We start from the raw sequence: 18468 nt of genomic DNA, 5'->3' as shown, positions 1-18468 counted from the left end.
CATGACCTGGATCATCGCGCAGCGGCCGTGGACCGACCCGGGGGGCGAGGCGTTACGCGTGGCGCAGAAAGCCGAACTCGACCTCCGCTACGGCACCGACGACCATGAGCCCGGCACGCCGCCGACGGCCGACAACATCGACCTGTTCCTGGTCGCGGTCGACGAAGCCACCGGCCAACCGCTCGGCTGCGCCGCGCTGCGCCGCCTCGGCCCGGTCACCGTCGAGGTGAAGCGGATGTACGTGGTACCGAAGAGCCGCGGCTCGGGGGTGGCGACCGACTTGCTCCGAGAGCTGGAGGAGGCCGCACGGGAGCGCGGTTGGACGACCATCCGGCTGGAGACCGGCCCGGGCCAGCCGGACGCGATGCGCTTCTACGAGCGCGAGGGCTACCGCGAGATCCCGCTGTTCGGCGCGTACGTGGGCTCCGACCACTCGGTCTGCTACGAACGCGTCCTGCCTGACGAATCACCCCGCCGCAGCCCACAGCGCGGCTCCGCTCACGCGGTGGCCGCCCCTGCATCCACCCGGCCCTGACCGACCCGGTCAGTTGTCCGGCCACCGCCGGTTGGGCCGGCGCCCCGCGGCCCGGATGTCGTCGAAGTGCCGGTCGGCCGCCGGCGAGTGCGGTGGCCGGCTGTGTGACGCCATCGAGTGCCGGAGGTTCGTTCTGCCGGGGACTCGGCCGTGCTGCGTGGCGCAGGCGTTCGCGGGCGCGTAGCGGATCGCGTTGTGCGCGTGGGCGGTGGCGGCGCCCGTGCGGACCATGGTGTGCCACCGCAAGCGGCTGCCCCCGAGCGCCATGACGGTGGCCTGGCACACGACGAGGTACATGAGTTGGCGGTAGACGATCTGCTGCAGGGGAAGGCTCCACAGCGGTCCGTACCGTTCGCCGTCGAGGCGTAACGCGTAGGCGGCCGTGGCGACCTGCAGCGCGGTGAAGCCGAGCCAGACGGCCGCGACCTTGGCCGGGGGGAGAAATATCAGGCCGTAGACGGCATAGATGTCGACGACGGGAGCGGTGAGCGGGAGAAGAACCTGGAACAACAGGAGGTAGACGAGCCCGCGGCGGCCGAGCCGACCGGCGGCGCCGCGCTGGGTCAGCGCGCGGCGGTGCTTCCACATCGCCTGCATCGTGCCGTAGCACCAGCGGTATCGCTGGCGCCACAGCTGCCGTAGCGAGGTGGGCGCCTCGGTCCAGGCGACGGCGCCCGGTTCGTGGACCACTCGCCAGTCGGCGCGGATGACGGCCATGGTGAAATCGGTGTCCTCGGCCAGCGTCTGCGCCGAGACTCCGTCGACGTCCTGGATCGCCGATCGCCGGAAGGCGCCGATGGCACCGGGCACGGTGGGCATGCAGCGGCCGAGGTCGAACATGCGGCGGTCCAGGTTGAACCCGATCACGTACTCCAGGTGCTGCCAGCGACCCAGCAACCCGGTGCGGTTGGCGACCTTGGCGTTGCCGGAGACCGCGCCTACCGCCGGGTCCCGCATCTGCTGCAGCAGCCGGCCGACGGCATCGATCTCGAAGACGGTGTCGCCGTCGACCAGGACCAGGAGATCGTGCCGGGCATAGCGGATGCCGGCGTTGAGGGCGGCCGGCTTGCCGGCGTTGGCCTGGCGGAGGACGAAGACGCCGGGCAGGCCGAGAGCTTCGACGATGTCGGCCGTGCCGTCGGTGGACCCGTCGTCGACGACGATCACCTCCAGCCGCGGGTAGTCGTTCAGGGCGAGTGACCGGACCGTCGCGGCGATGTTGGCGGCCTCGTTGTAGGCGGGGACGATCACCGAGACCGGGCCGAGGTACGTCAGCGGCGCCGCGTGCAGACGCCGGATGCGACGCCGGTGGATCTCGGCGCAGACGACCTGGACCAGCAGCCGCAGCCCGGCCAGGACGACGGCGAGGATCATCAGGACGGTCATGATCCGGGCGAGCCCGGCGCCGCCGAGCTGGGCGATGCGCAGAGCCTGACCACGCCATCGCTGTTCCGGGGCGGCCCGGGGTGCGCCGGGCAGGCCGAGTGCCTCGGAGACGGTGACGAACCGGTACCCCTGGGCCTGCAGACGGGGCAGGAGGAGCGTCAGGGCGCGTACGGTCTGGGATCGGTCACCGCCGGAGTCGTGCATCATCACCACCCCGCCGGCGCGTGACGCGGGCCGGACGGCGGCCGCGACGGCTTCGGCGCCGGGGCTGCGCCAGTCCTGGGTGTCGAAGTCGGACAGCACGACGAGGTGCCCGGACTCGCCGACCTGGCGGAGAGAGGCGAAGTCCGCGCGGGTGATCGCGCTCGGTGTGGAGGAGTAGGGCGGTCGCATCAGCTGCGGCCGCCGGCCGGTCGCCGCGGCGACGGCGTTGTCCGTCAGGGTCAGTTCCGCCGCGAGCCGCCACGCCGGCGTGGCGGCGATGTCCACGTGGCTGAAGGTGTGCGAACCGATCTCGTGTCCCTCGGCGAGCACCCGGCGAGAGAGGCCGGGGTACTGATTCACCCGGGACCCGACCTGGAAGAACGTGGCGTGCGCCCGGTGCCGGGCCAGGACGTCGAGGATCCGCGGCGTCCAGACCGGGTCCGGGCCGTCGTCGAAGGTGAGCGCGATCGTTCTCGGCGGCATCCGGCGGCTGCTCACCGCCGCCTCGGGTCCGACGCGCAGGACCGCCGCGGCGCTGGTCACCGCGGCCGGAGCCGCCTCGGGGTTCGCCGGGCGCGGCGCGGCGCCCGAGTGTTCCGAGCCGGCGTGCGAGACGTACCCGTTGAAGCAGAGCTCGCCCAGCACGACGAGCAAGAAGGCCGCCATCAGCACCCAGTGCGCGCGTGGCTCGCGCCGGAGCACCCGCTTGCCCACGTTCAGCGCTTCTTCGACGAGTTCGGGTTCGGCGCGTGGCTGGGTCTGCGCCCGTTGTTCTTCGCCGTCGCCGAGGCGCCGACCGAGGGTGCCGGTGCGACCGCGGCGGGCGGCGATGGGGTCGGCGCCGCGCTGGTTGTCGCGCTGCCGGTCCCAGGACTCGAGGTGGCCGGCCTGAGTGGTTCGGTTCCGGTGTTCCGCGGTTGGGGCCGCGTGGGGGCGAGGGTACGCGACGGCGAGGGCTCTGGCCCTCGATCGCGCACCCTGCCCGCGGCGGCATCCGGCCATCCCGGCGCCGAAGCGGGCCCGGCGCCGGTGAACCCGGCGACGAACGCCAGGACGACGAAGGCGAGCACGAGTCCGCCCACGGAACCAGCGATCGTGATCAGCCGGCGGCGGCGTCCGGTGCGGTCCACGAAGACCGGGTCAACACCGCGTTTTCTCTCCACGTCAGTCCTTGCCTGTCTGTCGGAACTGGTCGGTGGCGCGCGCCACCGGATCCCGGCCCGGCGCGGCTGGACGCCGCACCGGACCGGAACCCACTCGGGGGAGGGGGAGTTACTTGGGCGGCCCGGCTCTGCCGTGGTTGCCCTTGTCTTTCGGGCCGCCGTTGCCGTTGCCGTTGCCGTTCTGGTTCCCGTTCTGGTTCCCGTTCCCGTTCCCGTTCCCGTTCCCGTTGCCGTTGCCGTTGCCGTTGCCGTTCCGGTTCCCGTTCCCATTGCCGTTCCCGTTGCCGGGGTGTGCCGGGCCGGCAGTGGCGCTCGGGGCCGGATCGGCCGAGGAGGCGGTGAGGTGCGGGGCGCAGAAGGCGGCGATGTTCGCCGCGCCGCCGGCCAGGGCGGCAAGCGTGCGGCGGGACTCGGCCGTCATCGGTTTGCCGTGCTTGGTGCCGCGGGTGGCCTGCCAGGCACGGCACAGCCCGCGTTCCTTCGGCGCGACCGGCTCGGAGCTGTTCTCCCCGCGCACGGGTGGGGTCGGGGCCGGGTCCGACGATCGGGTGGGTTCGGGGGTCGCGGAACTGCTGGGTGGCGCCTCGGCCAGCGAGGCACCCGGCGGCGGGACACCCAGCGCGGAGAACCACCCGTGCGCCTGTTGTTGGGCGGCACGCGGAAGAGCGCCCCTCTCGGCGGCAACCGCGGTGCCGCCGACCGCCAGGACGACCACGCCGGCCGCCACCTTCATCGTGGCCGCCCTGGCGAGCGACAGTATGCGTACACGGCTACTCCTCTTCAGCGTTGCGGTCGGCACGGCACCGCGTTGCGCCGCCACGAACGCCGCCACCGCCGCTCGTTCGCCCGCCAGCTCCCGCGACGAGGCAGGGGCCCGCATGGCGTCGAGCAGCGCGGCCAGCTCCTGCTGGCCGGGACCGGGAGAGCCACCGGCGAGTAACCGGTCGAGGTCCGCGGTGCTGATCCGAGGATTTCGTCGTCTGCGCATCGCACCATGAAGAGCGTCGAGGAGGTCCACAGCGTTACACCTCGCCCGGCCGGGCCTGGCCGGAAGCGGGGTCGATCGCTCCGCGCGACCGGTCCGGCTGCGGACTCCGTTCCTGAACCGCGGACATCGCGGCAAGTTTCCGCAGGCCACGCATCGTTGCCACGCGCACGGCGCCGGGACGTTTGCCCAGCACCCGCGCGGTGCTGGCGACGTCCAGTCCGGCCACGACCCGCAACATGACGGTCTCCGCCTGATCCCGCGGCAGGGTGGCGACCAGCCGCAGGGCCCATGCGGTGTCCGCCTGCTCGAGCGCGTCGGAGGCGGCGTCCCGGGCGGCGGGCATCTGGCCGGCGAAGGAGTCGGTGGGCTCCTCCGGCCGCCGGGCCGCCGAGCGCCGGTTGTCGATCGCGCGGTGACGGGCAATCCGGAACAGCCACGCCCGGAAGCCGGCCGGGTCACCGTCGAAGCGCTCCAGGTCGCGCGCGGCCTGCAACCACGTCTCGGAGGCGACATCCTCGGCCGCGTCGCCGACCGCGACGCGCAGGTACCGCAGCAGGGCGGGCTGCAGCGAGCGCCACAGGATGGCGAAGCCCGCCTCGTCCCCGCCGGCCGCGGCGATCAACGCCCGGGCGAGTTCGTCGTCACCTGACACGCTGAATCCTCGACCCCTTGAACACGCGGACCCTGTTGCGACCGGCAGGGCCAGGACGGTACACCTGCTTCCGGCCGCAGCCGAGGGGGCTAAGCCCGCAGGGCTGGTCAGACGACCATCGATCACCCGGTCGGGTCATCCGGGTCCGGTGAAGCGGACGTTCAGCGGCGGCCGCCGGCCGAGCGGGATCATCGCACCCGCACGCCGGCCCGGAAACGGCGTTCACCACGGTCAGCGCCCGCAGATCGGTCAGCGGATCGCCGGCCCGCCCTGTCCCGGCGAAACAGCCGAGCAACCGATACTCCTTGCCCCCGCGGGGAGGCACAGTACGGGACGTGAACCGCCGGTCGCCGCGTCTTGCTCTGGCCGTCGCCGTGGTGGTGACGGCGGCGGCGTGCGGCCACGCGGCTCCCGACCCGGCGCCGTCACCGACCGCCGCCCCGCCGTCGCCGGCCGAAACTCTGCCATCGTCGAGCGCTGCGCCGTCACCGCTGGTCACCGCGATGCCATCGCGAGGCGGGGCTCCGGCCGGCGGTCCGGCGACCCGGATCGCGGTGGCCGGGAACCAGTTCGTCGACGGCCATGGCCGGCCGGTGCGGCTTCGCGGCTTCAACCATGCCGGGGCCGAGTACTCGTGCGTCGAGGGCACCGGCGTGTTCGACACCCCGGACGGAGCGGCCCCCTCGGTCGCGGTGGTCAAGGCGATGCGCGGCTGGCGCGGCGCGGGCGCGGTGCGCGTACCGCTCAACGAGCAGTGCTGGCTCGGTCTGCCCTCGGTGCCCGCGGAATACGCCGGGGAACCCTATCGTCGCGCGATTCGCACATTCGTCACCAGGCTCAACGCGCAGGGCTTCACCGCCGTCCTCGACCTGCACCGCAGCGCTCCCGGCGACGCCGTGCCGCACGAGCAGGAGCAGATGCCCGACCGCGACCACAGCATCGACTTCTGGCGGTCGGTCGCTGCGACGTTCACCTCCGGCGCCGTCGTGTTCGACCTCTTCAACGAGCCTTTTCCGTACGCCGAGCCGGACACCGACCGGGCCTGGGCCTGCTGGCGGGCCGGCGGGTGCACGCTCACCTCCACCAATTCCGGCGAGCCGTACGTCGCCGCGGGCATGAGCGAGCTGGTCGCCGCGGTCCGGGGCACCGGCTCCCGGACCGTCGTCCTGGCCGGCGGGATCTACTGGGCCGAGGGCATGACCCGATGGCTGCGCTATCGCCCGGCCGATCCGCTGGGTCAGCTCGCCGCCTCGTTTCACGCGTACTCGTTCAACGAGTGCGCGGACGTCCGCTGCTATGACCGTGACCTGGCACCCATCGCCGCGGCGGTGCCGTTGTTCGTGGGCGAGATCGGCCCGCGGCTGGCGGTCGCGCCCGGCGCCGACGTCGACGAGTCGTGTCCCGCGTCGGTCATGCGCCCGGGCGGCTTCGCCACGGCCACGTTCGACTGGCTGGATCGGCACGGCGCCAGCTACACGCCGTGGAGCTGGAACCCGTGGGGCGATTGCTGGTCGCTGGTGCGAGGCTGGGACGGCGAGCCGACGGCGGTGTGGGGTGATCAGGTACGGCGCCGGCTCGCCGCGGGCTGAGGGAGGCGAGGGCCGGTCAGGTACGGCGTTCCATTTCGCCGCGCCGGCGCGGAAGGCGCGGTTCGTCCGGCGGCGTCAGTGGAGCGGCCGCCGCCGACGTGTAGAGCGTCGAGGCCGGGCCGGGGGATACCGGAACGGTTGTCGGCGCGGCCGCGCCGTTGCGGGCGGCGCCGCGTCCCGGCTCCGCGGCGACGGCCGGAAGCACGGCCGTGGCGTCGGTCTGCGCCCGTGCGACGGGAGTGTGCTCGCGTCCGCGCGGGGTGAGGCCACCGGCACTCTTAGGCGCGTTCAGCAGTACGCCGCTGATGTTGCCGTCGACCACCTCGGCCAGCTCCGCGAGCGCACGGACGACGTGTCCCCGGGTGGTTCGCCGGTAGTCGCCGACCAGGAGGACGTGGTCGCTCACCGCGGCAAGCGCGATGCCGTCCGAGACGCTGAGCACCGGGCCGGAATCGAGCACGACGATGTCGCAGAGCTGGTGCAGGCCGCGCAGGGTCCGGTCCAGCCGTGAGCCCTCCAGCAGGTCCGCCGCGGCGCCGGCGGCGGGGCCGGCCGTGACCAGGCGCAGACGCGGCACCGGGCCGGCTTGCACCACGTCCGCCGGGGCCGCGTCGCCGGCCAGGATGGTGGTCAGCCCGGCGCCGTTGGCCATGTCGAACACCGTGTGCAGGCCCGGCCGGCGCAGATCGGCGTCGACGAGGATCACCGTACGACCGGCCATCGCCAGCGCCGCGGCCAGGTTCGCCGCGGTCGTGGTCCGGCCTTCCCCGTCGTCCGCGCTGGTCACCAGGATCGTTCTGTCCCGCTCGCTCAGCAGCGGCTGAAGCCGGGACCGCAGGTAACGGTAGGCCTCGGCGGCCGGTGACTCCGGCGCGCGCAACGTCACCGGCGACGGCGAACCGCCCCGGCGCCCGCGCACTCGCGGAACGGTCGCCAGCACGGTTGCCCGGGCGACTCGTTCGAAGTCGGCGCGGCCGCGGATCCGGTCGTCGAGCCGGTCGCGGATCAGTGCGCTGCCCACGCCGAGCACCAGCCCGGCGACCAGCCCGATGGCGAGGTCGATCCAGACCGGACGGGAGACCGGGCCGTCCGGGAGCCCGGCCGGCGTGACGAGCGTGGCATGCTGGGTCGACGTGGTCGCGACGGGGGTCTTCGCGGTGCCGGCCGGCTCTTTCGCCTCGCCCGCGTTGCGATAGGCGACGTACGCCTCGGCCAGCGCCCCGGCACGCTGCCGTGCGATCGCCGCCTCCGTGCTCGTGTACGCGAAGGTCAGCACGTTCGCGTCCGGCGCGACGCTGATCGTGAGTCCGGTCAGCAGCACGCCCGGGTCGACGCCCAGCGACCACGCGGCCGGGTCGACGACCACGCCGGAGCTGGCCAGCTCCTTCTCGGTGCCCATGTCCGGCGGCACCGGCGTGGTGTTGGACCGGACCCGTGCCTCGACGACGACGACGGCCGTGGACCGGTACTCCACCGGCGCGGTCCGGCTCGCGCCGAACGCGGCCGCCATCACCACCGCCGTCACCAGGACGATCCACGGGCCGTACACGCGCAACAGCCGCCCCGGACCTCCGTTGACACTCATTCTCGGATACCTCCCGCACCCATGTCGCTGCCGGCCTCCACCGACCGGTGTGCCGGCCGCCGCCCGGCGGCGAGTTCCGCGACCATCGCGACATACGGCACCTGCTGGTGGTCCCAGGCCAGCTCCCGCTCCACCGCACGGCGCCCGGCATCGCCCAGGTCGGCGCGCCGATCCGCATCCAGCAGCAACTCCTCCATCCGCGCCGCGAACGCGACCACGTCGCCGACCGGCGCCAGCGCCGCGGCGTCCGCGCCGATGAGCCGCGTCTCCGCCACGTCGAACGCCACGAACGGCAGGCCGAAGGCCATGTACTCCATCGCCTTGACGGGAGTCACGAATCCCTCGATGTTGGGTTCGATGCCGATGTCCGCGGTGGACAGATATTCCGCGACCTGTTCCCGGGTGGCCCAGCCGGGGAACGTCACCCACGGCTCCAGCCCGCGCTCACGGACCAGGCGTTCGGCGTCCGGAATGGCGTCCCCCACGCCGACGAACGTGAACGCGCAGTCCGTCCGGCCCATCCCGTGCACCAGGTGGCCGATGGCCTCGACGGCGAGGTCGATGCTGTCCTGTGGACCCATCATCCCGATCAGGACGGCGAGATGGCGGCGCCCGCGGCGTAATGCCGGCCGGGGCTCGCCCCGCCGCATCTCGTGCAGCCACGGGCCGTTGCCGACCACGGTCACGCGCGCCGGGCCGATGCCGCCGCGCCGCACCGCGATGTCACGCACCGACGCGTTGACCGCGACGACCCGATCGACCGTCCGCAGACTGGCCCGTTCGAAGCGACCGAGCAGCCGGTACATCAGGCCCTCCCGGCTGCGGTATCGGGCCGCGTACATCTCGGGGGACAGGTCTTTGAAGTCGAAGACGGTCTTCCGGCCGAGCAGCCGCAGCGGCGCGGCGAGCAGGAAGTAGATGTCCGGTGTGCTGGACACCTGCACCACGTCGACGCCGGGGGACAGCAGTGCTCGTACGGTCAGCACCGCGGCCATGACCAGCGAGTAGGAGTACTCCCGCACGAAGCCCTGCTTGGTCGTGCCGTCCGTCGGCGGACGGTAGTCGAGCACACGGATGCCGGGCACGGCGCGGTTCTCCGGGTCCCGCCGGCAGATGACGGTCACCGTCATGCCGGCCCGGACCAGCGCCGCGGCGTGCTTGCGAAGCCTGTGGTCCCGGGCGATCGAGACGTTCTCCACCATCAGCAGGACGCGGATCGGTTTCCTGGTCGGCATGGTCATGTCGCTACCTGTTCTGTGGCGGGAGGGGCGGCTTCTGTGTCGCGCGGCTGGTGTCCGGCGCCGGGCGGCTTGTCGTCGGGTCCGGGCGGCTCGGTGAGCGACCGGAGGATGGCCAGCAGCCCGAACAGCGCGTCGGCGGCGCCGCGGTAGGTCAGGTGCGGGTCGAAGAGCATGAGGACGACGTCCGCCGCGACCGCGGCGCTGACCGCCAGGCCGATCGCGGCCACCGCGCCCGTCGCATGCCGGGCCGCCGCCGTCGCCCGGCGCAGGGACACCACGACCCAGCACAGGTAAGCGCCCAGCAGCGGAACACCGCCGCCCCAGAGCAGCCACGTGTAGCCGCTCTCGATCCAGACCCAGCCGAACTCCTCGTGTGCGGCCGGCACCCGCGCCGACGGCCGCACGCCCAGCAGCCAGTTGCCGTGCGAGCCGAGTTCGGGCCAGAAGTACGTGTTCAGGTTGCGCAACCGGACGATCCAGCTGTCCGGCAGCCCGGAGGCGCTCTGGAACCCGAGCAGTCGCGTCTGGATGACCGGCCACATCACCACCCCGCCGAGCAGCAGCAGCGGTACGGCGTACCCGATCAGCCGGGTGGCGCGGGAGACCACGACGATCATGGCCACCGCGACGAACAGGCCGAGCACGGTGGAGAACTCACCGGCGCCGAGCGTGCCGAACAGGCAGATCAAGATGACGCCGCCGAGCAGCACGCGATGCCGTGCGCCGCGCAGCAGCAGGCCGACCGCGAGCGCGAGGTTCAGCACGGCCAGGTCGGCGACCGCGGCCGCGAGGGCCAGCGTCGAACTGCCCCGGCCGATCGCCAGCGTCCGCTCGACCCCGAACGGCGCCCACAGCGTGCCCAGCAGCTTCGGCACCCCGAACAGGTCGAGCGACTGCAGCACGCCGAGGACGCTGACGATGCAGGCGGTGGCCATGGAGAGCGCGATGCACCGGTACGCCTGCTTCACGCTGCTGATGCTGAACCGGATGATGAAGTACACGGCAAGGTACTTCCACAGCACGATGGCGTGCTGCAGGTCGTCGGCGGTGATCTCCCGATGCCGGGCCAGCATCATCAGCAGCGGCACGATCGAGCTGAACACGGCAAGGCCGATGAAGGCTCCGTCGAGTGAGTTCATCCTTGGAATCCGGACGCCGCCGGTGCGCACCCGGACGACCCAGCGGACGACAAGGGCGGCGCCGACCAGAACGGCGAGCGCCTCGTTGGGCCGCAGCACCGGCAGCACCGTGCCACGGTCGATGCCGGCGGTCAGCGGCGTCAGGAAGATCAGCAGGTACGCCGCCACGGCCGGGCGGGCGAACACCCAGGCGCCGACGCCGATCGCCCCCAGCGCCATGACCGCCGCGAGCGGGTTGAGTCCGAGCAGCGCCCCGGCTCCCGCCGCGCCGGCCAGCAGGACGAGGTTCGCCGTTGCCCCCGGACCGCGGCCGAGCCGCCGGGCGCGGCGCCGGCGGGGCTTCCCGCCGCCGGCCGTCATCCCCACCTTGTTCCGGGCGGCATCGGTGACCCAGGCCATCTCCGGCGCCCGCAACGCTTTCTGCGCCCCGAAGTAGATCGCGACGCCGATCAGCGCGGCCGCGGCGACGCCGGCCACCGCGCCGGCCCGATCCGCGACGAATCCGGCCACCAGGTGCGCGGGCAATGCCATCAGGACCGCGACGCCGAGAATGCGCAGCACCGGCCGGCCCAGTGACTCGGTCCCGCCGCCGAGGCCGCGCAGGAGCGCCACGACGAGATATCCGGCGCTGATCAGCGCGCCGGCCGACATCGACAGGCCGAGCACGGCGAGTACGGCCGGCCCGTCCACGGCCGGCGCGAGGCTCGCTCCGGCCAGGCAGACGCCGAGCTGCAGCAGCATCGCGCGCATCGGCGTGCGGGTGTCCTCGCGGGCCAGGCAGGCGTAGGTCGCCACCAGGAACGCGGTTTCCCCGCCGATGCCGAGCGCCAGCGTGCCGAGCGCCGTGGTGATCAGCGTGGTGCCCGCGTCGGTGTCGAATCCACCGAAGGCGACGGCCTGAGCGATCGGGCCGGCGATGGCGAGGTATCCGGCGGCCGCCGGCACGGCGAGGAAGAGCGCGAAGACGAGCCCGCGGACGAACGTGTCGCGGAACGCCGGCGCATCGCTGGCCGTCCGCATCCGGGACAGCCGGGGAGCGAGCGCGAGCGCCACCGGCGTCGCGCCGAGCGCGATCGGCAGGAAATAGAAGTTGAGCGCCAGCTGGAAGGCGACAACGCCGCCGGCCACCCGGTTCGCGAGGATCAGCAGGATGAGCAGCTGCGCCGCGGCCAGGGCGGCCTGAGCCAGCGACGGGAGCGCCCGGCGGAGCACCCGGCGCACTTCGGCGTCCCGCCAGCCGGCCCGCGGCCGCAGCCGTACGCCGGCCCGGCGTGCGCCGTACCACTGCAGCGCGGCGTGTGCGCCGACCGCGCCGGTGGTACCCAGGCCGAGCAGGACCAGCGCGCTCACCGGTGCGTCCGGGCGGCCACCGAGGCCGGGATGGATCGCCGCCACCAACCCGAGCACCACGATCGTCCCGATGTTCTCCAGCGCGGGCGCGGCGGCGGCGAGCGCGAACCTGCCGTGCGCGTTCATGGCGGCGCCGGCGGTCGCCACCAGGCCGTACAGCGGGATCTGGGGGAGCAGCATGAGGACCAGCAGGATCCCGTCCCGGGCCGGTCCGCCCGCGCCCGGCGTGGCCGCCGCGAGGGCCAGCGGCGCGGCGAGAACCGCGAGCGGGGTGAGCACGGCGGAGCCCAGCGCGATGATGCCGAGATATCCGCCGGCGACCCGCTCCGCCGCGCGCCGGTCGCCGGTGTCCACGTGCCGGACCAGCGCCGGGATCACCAGGGACGACAGCATCGACCCGCCGAGCAGACCGTAGAAGACCAGGTTCGGCAGCGAGTTGGTGAACTGGTAGGTGTTCGCGAACAGCGTGGCGCCCAGGACGGCCGCGATGACGCCGCCGCGGACCACGCCGGTGATCCGGCTGATCGCCGTCCACACCGCGACGGTCATCGAGTCGCCGACGGCGGCCGCCGGCGACTCGTGGGCCAGGGCCGGTTCCGCCGCCAGGATCGGCAGGTCGTCGTCGGGGCGGACCGGCGTCACGGTCACGCCGTACCGCGCCTGAGCTGGGCGGGGAGGGTACGGGCGAGGATGGTGAGGTCGAGCCACAAGCTTTGCCGGTGTACGTACTCGACGTCGAGGGCCAGCGCCTGGTTCATCGTGAGGGCATTACGCCCGCTCACCTGCCACAGCCCGGTCAGGCCGGGCCGGGTCCCGAAGCGGGCCCGCGCCTCGGGGGCGAACAGCTCTGCCTCCCAGGCCAGCACGGGGCGCGGCCCGACCAGCGACATCTCGCCGCGGACCACGTTCACAAGCTGGGGGAGCTCGTCCAGGCTGGTCCTGCGCAGCCACTTGCCCAGCGGCGTGACCCGGGGATCGCCGGCCAGCTTGTAGAGGCCGTTCGTGGCCACGGCCGGGCCGCCCTCGCCGGTGAGCATCCGCCGCACGTAGGCGCGATGGATGTCGTCCCCCGCTCCGGTCGACATCGAGCGGAACTTGTACATGACGAACGGCCGTTCGTCGCGGCCGAGCCGCTCCTGACAGAACACCGCCGGACCGGGCGACGACAGCCGGACCGCCAGCCAGATCACCGCCAGCAGGGGAGACAGCACGACGAGACCGCATACGGCCAGAAGCATGTCGAAAGCACGCTTGATCATGAGGAGGCCTCGGCGGTCATGGTCGCGACCCGGGCCTCGATGCCGGGCAGGTCCGCGACGCGGCGACGGGGCACCGCCGGGTTGCCGTACGCGACCATGCCGGGTGGAATGTTCCGGGTCACCACCGAGCCGGAGCCGATCATCGCGCCCGCCCCGATCCGGACGAACGGCAGGATCGTCACGTTGACGCCGATCTGGGCACCGGCCCCGATGTGCGGGCCGGTCATCAGCTTCGCGGACCGCTCGTCCCCGGGATACAGATCGTTGGCGATGGTCACGCCGGGCGCCAGGAACGCGTCGTCCTCGAGAAGGGTGAACTGCGCGATGTAGCAGTTCGCGTGGATCTTCACCCGGTCGCCGATCCGGCAGCCGTAGTCGACCACCGAGTTGCTCCAGATGTTCACCCGCGCACCGATCACACAGTCCTCGCGCACCACCACGCCGTGGCCGGTCTCGAAATCCGGGCCGATCCGGCTCGAGTCGTAGAGGACGGTGCCGCTGCGCAGCCGTGCCCCCGTTCCCAGCACGAGCGGGCGGTCGGGGCGACGGCTCACCGGATATCCGATGATCACACCCTCGTCGGCGGTCCAGCCCCGTGCCTCGGGGCGCTGCCGGGGGGAGGTCACGAGACCGGTCCGTCCGGAGCCGGGACCGCCGCGAGGGATTCCTCCAGCGCCTCGCAGACCCGATCGACCTGATTCCGGGTCAGATGCGGGAACAACGGCAGCGAGAGCAGCTCGCCGGCGGCCTGCTCACAGACCGGCAGCGCTCCGGTCGCATAGCGGCGCAGCGGCGGCTGGACATGACAGGGCACCGGGTAGTGCACCCCCGTCTGCACGCCACGCTCCGCCATCGCGGTCCGGATCCGGTCCCGGTCCGGCACCCGGATCACCATGAGGTGATAGACGTGCCGCGCCTGCGGTGCCGACTCGACCAGCCGGACGCCGGAGCCGGCGAGCCGCTTGCGGTACCGGTGGGCGAGCGCGATACGCGCCTCGGTCCAGCGCTCGTTGCGGGCCAGCTTGGCCGTCAGGGCGATAGCCTGCAACGTGTCGAGCCGGCTGTTCGTGCCGACGTACCGGTGCTCGTAGTGCGCCGCCCCGCCGCTGCGCCCGTGGTTGGCCAGGCTTCGTATCCGGTCCGCGAGTTCGGGGTCGGAGGTGACCACCGCGCCGGCGTCGCCGAAGGCGCCCAGGTTCTTGCCGGGGTAGAAGCTGAAACACCCGGCGACGCCGAACGAGCCGGCCCGCCGGTCCGCCCATTCGCCGCCGTGCGCCTGGGCGGCGTCCTCGATCAGGTGAATCCCGGCCTGCCCGGCGACGGCCCGCAAGCCGTCCATGTCCGGCATGTTGCCGTACAGATGGACCACCATGACCGCGCGGGTGCGCGGCGTGATCGCGGCGGCCAGGATCTCCGGCGTGATCAGGAGGGTGTCGGCGCAGACGTCGACGAACACGGGGCTGGCGCCCGCCCGGACGACCGCCGCGGCGGTCGCGATGAACGTGTTCGACGGGATGACGACCTCGTCGCCCTCGCCGACACCGAGGGCCTGCAACGTGAGTTGAAGGGCGTCGGTGCCGTTGGCGACGCCCACGGCGTGGCTGGAGTCGCAGTAGCGGGCGAACTCCTCCTCGAACGCCGCGACCGCCGGGCCGCCGATGTAGCGGCCCTGCAGAAGGGCCTCGGTGAACGCGGTTTCGACCTCGGGCCACACCTCGCGGGCCATCATGCTCAGGTCGGTGAACGGAACTTCGATGAAGGGTGGCATGGGTTCCTCGCTGGAGTCGAAGTCGACGTCGCGGAGTGGCGCGGATCAGACCGCGGTGGCGGTGGTAGCGCGCCGCGGAGCCGGGATGAGACCCGGACGCGGCCCCCGCGGCTCCTCGGCGATCTCCCTCAGCAGGACCTTGCGGTCCTCGGCCAGGGACAGCTGCGCCGCCTGGATGACCTCGACGACGGCCAGGCCGTTGGCGCCGTCGGTCCGTGGGCGGGCCCCGGTCGTCAAGCACTCGACGAAGTGTCTCGCCTGCACCGCGAGAGGTTCCTCGAACGCCACGACCGGAGACGTGACCGCGCCGTGGTGGTAGCTGATTCCTTCGGCGGACCCGTTGCCGGGCGCTCCGCGCAGCGCCGCCTTGTCGTGGATGCGGACCCGCTCCTCGACGTTCGTGTCGTCGTAGACCGCCATCTTCTTCGAGCCGACCGCGGTGATCAGGCGCACCTTGCGCGGATCGAGCCAGCTGAGATGGATGTGCGCCTGCACGCCGATGTCGTCGTACCCGAGCTTGAGGAAGGCGACGTCCTCGAAGATCGGGTCGACGTGGTGAGAACCCCAGGCCTGCACGGATGTCGGGGTGGAACCGAGCACGTGGTTGGTGATCGAGATGTCGTGCGGGGCAAGATCGAAGATCACGTTGACGTCGGTCTGGTACAGCCCGAGGTTGAGCCGTGAGCTGTCCATGTAGTACAGATCGCCGAGTTCCTGGGTCTGCACGAGCTCGCGCAGCATCCAGACCGCGCCGTTGTATTCGAACGTGTGGCCGACCATGAGCGTCACGCCCGCAATCTCGGCGGCGGCGATGAGCTCCCGGGCGCCGGCCGCGGTGGTGGCCAGCGGCTTCTCGATCAGCACGTGTTTGCCGGCCCGGATCGCCTCCAGCCCGAGCGGCACGTGGGTCGCCGGCGGTGTCGCGATGACCAGCGCGTCGATGTGCGGCAGCGCGGCCTGCAGCGAGGTGAAGCCGTCGCCGGTGGCCAGCAGATGGGCCATTCCCGACAGCAGAGGGAGTCGTGCGTCGATCGCCACCGCACGGGCGATGCCCGGCGTGGACCGCATCACGCGAAGTTGCTTGGAACCCCAGTAACCCACACCGAGCACGCCGACCCGTACACCAGCCGGCCGCGGCGGCCGGCTCCCGGTTCCGCCGTCCGGACCGGACAACTCCTGATCTGAACCCATCTTCCGCCGCCCTCACCCTATGGGAGCCGCCTCACCGAGGGCGCTCCGTACCGGAGTATTCGAGGCTTTCGTGCCCGGGGTGAAGAGACCTTCCGTTGGATGCAACGTGGGCCATTCGGTCAAACGAAAAGAGGCGACATTTTGGTTTGGGCGGTATAGGCACGCCGCGTACTTTTCATTCCCGGTCTATAAACACACTCGCCCGACCTGGTCATGAAATCTGCCCGTAACATGCGCCGCCGTGCCTGGTGTCCGCATTTCGAACGCCTCAGTAAATCAGCTAATCGTTCAGTGATGATCGGGCAGCCATCGTGGGATAGTCCGTTCAATGTCCACCCGAGGAGGTCACGTGACCGTCGAGCCGATGTCGCGCCAGGGCACAAAACCTGCCCTTGGCCTGCGGCTTCTCACCGTACTGGCGGCGCTGTCCACCGCCGCGCTGTTCATTATATCGATACCTGTTGCGGCTCATGCCTCTGCGTTGCGGCCATTGTCCGTGACGCTCACCTTCGACGACGGATTCGCGGATGAACTTGTCGCGCAGCAATTATTGCAGCAGTACGGCATGCGCGGAACCTTCTACATCAATTCCTCGTTCATCGGGCTCCCGGGTTACATGACTCGGGCGCAGTTGGCGGACGTCGCCGCACACGGGCACGAGATCGGCGGCCATACGGTCTCGCACCAGCCGCTCACCACGTTGTCCGCCGACGAGCAGGACCGGCAGATCTGTCAGGACCGCAATGTGCTGCTTTCCTGGGGATACGCCGTGACCTCGTTCGCCTACCCGTTCGCCGAGTTCAGCGCCACCACCAAAACGATCGCCCAGCACTGCGGCTACAACAGCGCCCGGGCGGTGGGCGACCTGCGCTCGCCGTACAGCTGCTCGGACTGCCCGGCCACCGAGACCATCCCGCCGGCCGACCGGTTCGAGATCCGCACCCCGGATGACGTCGAGTCCAACTGGACGCTGGCCAATCTGCAGAACCTCGTCACCCGGGCCGAGACCACCGGCGGCTGGCTGCCACTGAACCTGCACCACGTGTGCAGCACCGGATGTCCCGCCGAGTCCATCTCCCCGGCCGTGTTGGGCCAGTTCCTCAACTGGCTCCGGCCGCGCTCGTCGCCAACCATCCGGACCACCGTGAAGACGGTGCAACAGGCGCTCGGTGGGTCCGTCCAGCCGGCCGTCGCGGCGGTTCCGGCGCCCGCGCCCGGCGCGCCCGGCGTCAACACGGTGCGCAACGCGTCGCTCGAAACCGCCTATGCGCCCGACCCGAACCTGCCGGACTGCTTCAACTCCGCCGGCTACGGCGCCAACACGACCACCCAGACCCGGGTCACCGACGCGCACAGCGGCACCTACGCCTCGCGCATCACGGTGAGCAGCCGGACCGACGGGGATGCGAAACTGCTGCCCCGGTTCGATCTGGGCCAGTGCTCGTCGTCCGTGGCGCAGGGCCGCACGTACCAGGCCAGCGTCTGGTACAAATCCGACGTCCAGGTCTTTTTCACGATGTACAAGCGCAACGCGCTCGGACAGTGGAGTTACTGGACGCAGAGCCCGCGGATGACGCCGGCCGGCACGTGGACCCAGGCCACCTGGATCACCCCGGCGCCGCCGGCCGACGCGCTGGCCGTGAGCTTCGGCCTCACCATCGACAGCGTCGGCACCCTGACCACCGATGACTATGGGTTCGCCGACACGGCGGTGGGTCCGGCGCCGCCGGGGGCCAACGCGCTGACGAACGCGTCGCTCGAGACCGACGGGGCCGACGGCTTCCCCCAATGCTGGACCGGTACGGGATTCGGGACGAACACGCCGGTCTGGTCGCGGGTCACCGACGCCGCCGACGGCACGTACGCCGAGAAGCTGGAACTCACGGCCTGGACCGACGGCGACGCCAAGCTGATCCCGTCGTGGGACAGCGCCAACTGCGCGCCGCTGGTGACCGTCGGCAGCACGTACACGCTGGCGCTGTCGTACAAGTCGACCGCGACCACGTTCCTGACCCTGTACCGGCAGGACGCCGCGGGCAACTGGGCCTACTGGACGCAGAGCCCGTACTTCCCGGTCTCGGCGGCATACACCACCGCGACCTGGACGACGCCCGCCGTGCCGGCCGGGACCAGAGCCGTGACGTTCGGCCTGACGCTGGACAAGGTCGGGGAGGTGACCACCGACAGATACAGCATGATCGCCAACTGACCCAACGCCGCAGCCCCTGGCTGATCCACGAGACATGGCCCAGCACGGCAGCCGCCGTTCGTGATCATGGCTTGAGTTCGAGGTGGAGACGGTGGGCGCCGGTGCTGCCCGCGGCCGCGGTCCCGCGGTGTCGATCGCCGTGCTCAGCAGGCGGCCGGCGCCACGCACGATCCGCAGCAGGCGGGCCGGGTCGGCGCCCGGCCGGACCA

The 18468-nt window shown here is 71.9% G+C and carries 13 protein-coding genes; 3 read left to right on the top strand and 10 right to left on the bottom strand.

The window, feature by feature from the left end; all coding sequences use genetic code 11:
• Position 1: 1 nt before the first annotated feature.
• Positions 2–535 carry a GNAT family N-acetyltransferase gene (locus tag AB0M54_RS45465; protein ID WP_364479114.1) on the top strand — a complete coding sequence of 178 codons (534 nt, stop codon included), beginning with the start codon at positions 2–4 and terminating at the stop codon, positions 533–535.
• Between the two features lie 9 nt (positions 536–544).
• Here the strand turns inward: AB0M54_RS45465 and AB0M54_RS45460 are convergent, their stop codons facing one another.
• The 3 genes from AB0M54_RS45460 to AB0M54_RS45450 all read right to left on the bottom strand — a co-directional run bounded on the left by AB0M54_RS45460 (position 545) and on the right by AB0M54_RS45450 (position 4928).
• Positions 545–2839 (bottom strand): bifunctional polysaccharide deacetylase/glycosyltransferase family 2 protein, encoded by a 2295-nt coding sequence (locus AB0M54_RS45460; RefSeq protein ID WP_364479111.1) that lies wholly within the window; start codon positions 2837–2839, stop codon positions 545–547.
• 558 nt (positions 2840–3397) lie between these two features.
• Positions 3398–4276, bottom strand: a complete 879-nt coding sequence (locus AB0M54_RS45455; protein WP_364479108.1) for a hypothetical protein — start codon at positions 4274–4276, stop codon at positions 3398–3400.
• A 34-nt stretch (positions 4277–4310) separates the two neighbouring features.
• Positions 4311–4928 (bottom strand): sigma-70 family RNA polymerase sigma factor, encoded by a 618-nt coding sequence (locus tag AB0M54_RS45450; RefSeq protein ID WP_364479105.1) that lies wholly within the window; start codon positions 4926–4928, stop codon positions 4311–4313.
• Positions 4929–5263: 335 nt separating this feature from the next.
• Between AB0M54_RS45450 and AB0M54_RS45445 the strand changes: the two genes are divergently transcribed.
• A complete protein-coding gene (locus tag AB0M54_RS45445; RefSeq protein ID WP_364479102.1) occupies positions 5264–6517 on the top strand; it encodes a cellulase family glycosylhydrolase in 1254 nt (417 codons plus the stop codon).
• A 16-nt stretch (positions 6518–6533) separates the two neighbouring features.
• On the opposite strand, the gene AB0M54_RS45440 is transcribed toward AB0M54_RS45445, so the two are convergent.
• The 7 genes from AB0M54_RS45440 to AB0M54_RS45410 are packed head-to-tail and all read right to left on the bottom strand — an operon-like array spanning position 6534 to position 15969.
• Positions 6534–8102, bottom strand: coding sequence for a polysaccharide biosynthesis tyrosine autokinase (locus AB0M54_RS45440; protein WP_364479099.1), 1569 nt, complete (start codon positions 8100–8102; stop codon positions 6534–6536).
• Complete coding sequence (locus tag AB0M54_RS45435) at positions 8099–9343, bottom strand: glycosyltransferase family 4 protein (RefSeq protein ID WP_364326598.1); 1245 nt, start codon at positions 9341–9343, stop codon at positions 8099–8101. The genes AB0M54_RS45440 and AB0M54_RS45435 overlap by 4 nt, the downstream gene beginning before the upstream one ends.
• Complete coding sequence (locus AB0M54_RS45430) at positions 9340–12474, bottom strand: lipid II flippase MurJ (RefSeq protein ID WP_364479096.1); 3135 nt, start codon at positions 12472–12474, stop codon at positions 9340–9342. The genes AB0M54_RS45435 and AB0M54_RS45430 overlap by 4 nt, the downstream gene beginning before the upstream one ends.
• 2 nt (positions 12475–12476) lie before the next feature.
• Complete coding sequence (locus AB0M54_RS45425) at positions 12477–13091, bottom strand: sugar transferase (RefSeq protein WP_364326592.1); 615 nt, start codon at positions 13089–13091, stop codon at positions 12477–12479.
• The gene (locus tag AB0M54_RS45420) at positions 13088–13717 is read right to left on the bottom strand and encodes a DapH/DapD/GlmU-related protein (protein WP_364326589.1); all 630 of its coding nucleotides are present in this window, start codon (positions 13715–13717) and stop codon (positions 13088–13090) included. The genes AB0M54_RS45425 and AB0M54_RS45420 overlap by 4 nt, the downstream gene beginning before the upstream one ends.
• A complete protein-coding gene (locus AB0M54_RS45415) occupies positions 13714–14859 on the bottom strand; it encodes a DegT/DnrJ/EryC1/StrS family aminotransferase (RefSeq protein ID WP_364326587.1) in 1146 nt (381 codons plus the stop codon). The genes AB0M54_RS45420 and AB0M54_RS45415 overlap by 4 nt, the downstream gene beginning before the upstream one ends.
• 45 nt (positions 14860–14904) lie before the next feature.
• Complete coding sequence (locus AB0M54_RS45410) at positions 14905–15969, bottom strand: Gfo/Idh/MocA family oxidoreductase (protein ID WP_364479148.1); 1065 nt, start codon at positions 15967–15969, stop codon at positions 14905–14907.
• Between the two features lie 430 nt (positions 15970–16399).
• Here AB0M54_RS45410 and AB0M54_RS45405 point away from each other — a divergent pair, with 430 nt between their 5' ends.
• Entirely contained in the window at positions 16400–18259 is a 1860-nt protein-coding gene (locus AB0M54_RS45405; protein WP_364479093.1) for a polysaccharide deacetylase family protein, read from the top strand.
• Positions 18260–18468 lie beyond the last annotated feature (209 nt).

Origin of the sequence: Actinoplanes sp. NPDC051470, assembly GCF_040682035.1 — a bacterium.
In the GTDB taxonomy this organism is placed as follows: domain Bacteria; phylum Actinomycetota; class Actinomycetes; order Mycobacteriales; family Micromonosporaceae; genus Actinoplanes.
Note: the sequence above shows the minus strand (reverse complement) of the source record. Positions and strands in the feature narration are given on the sequence as shown.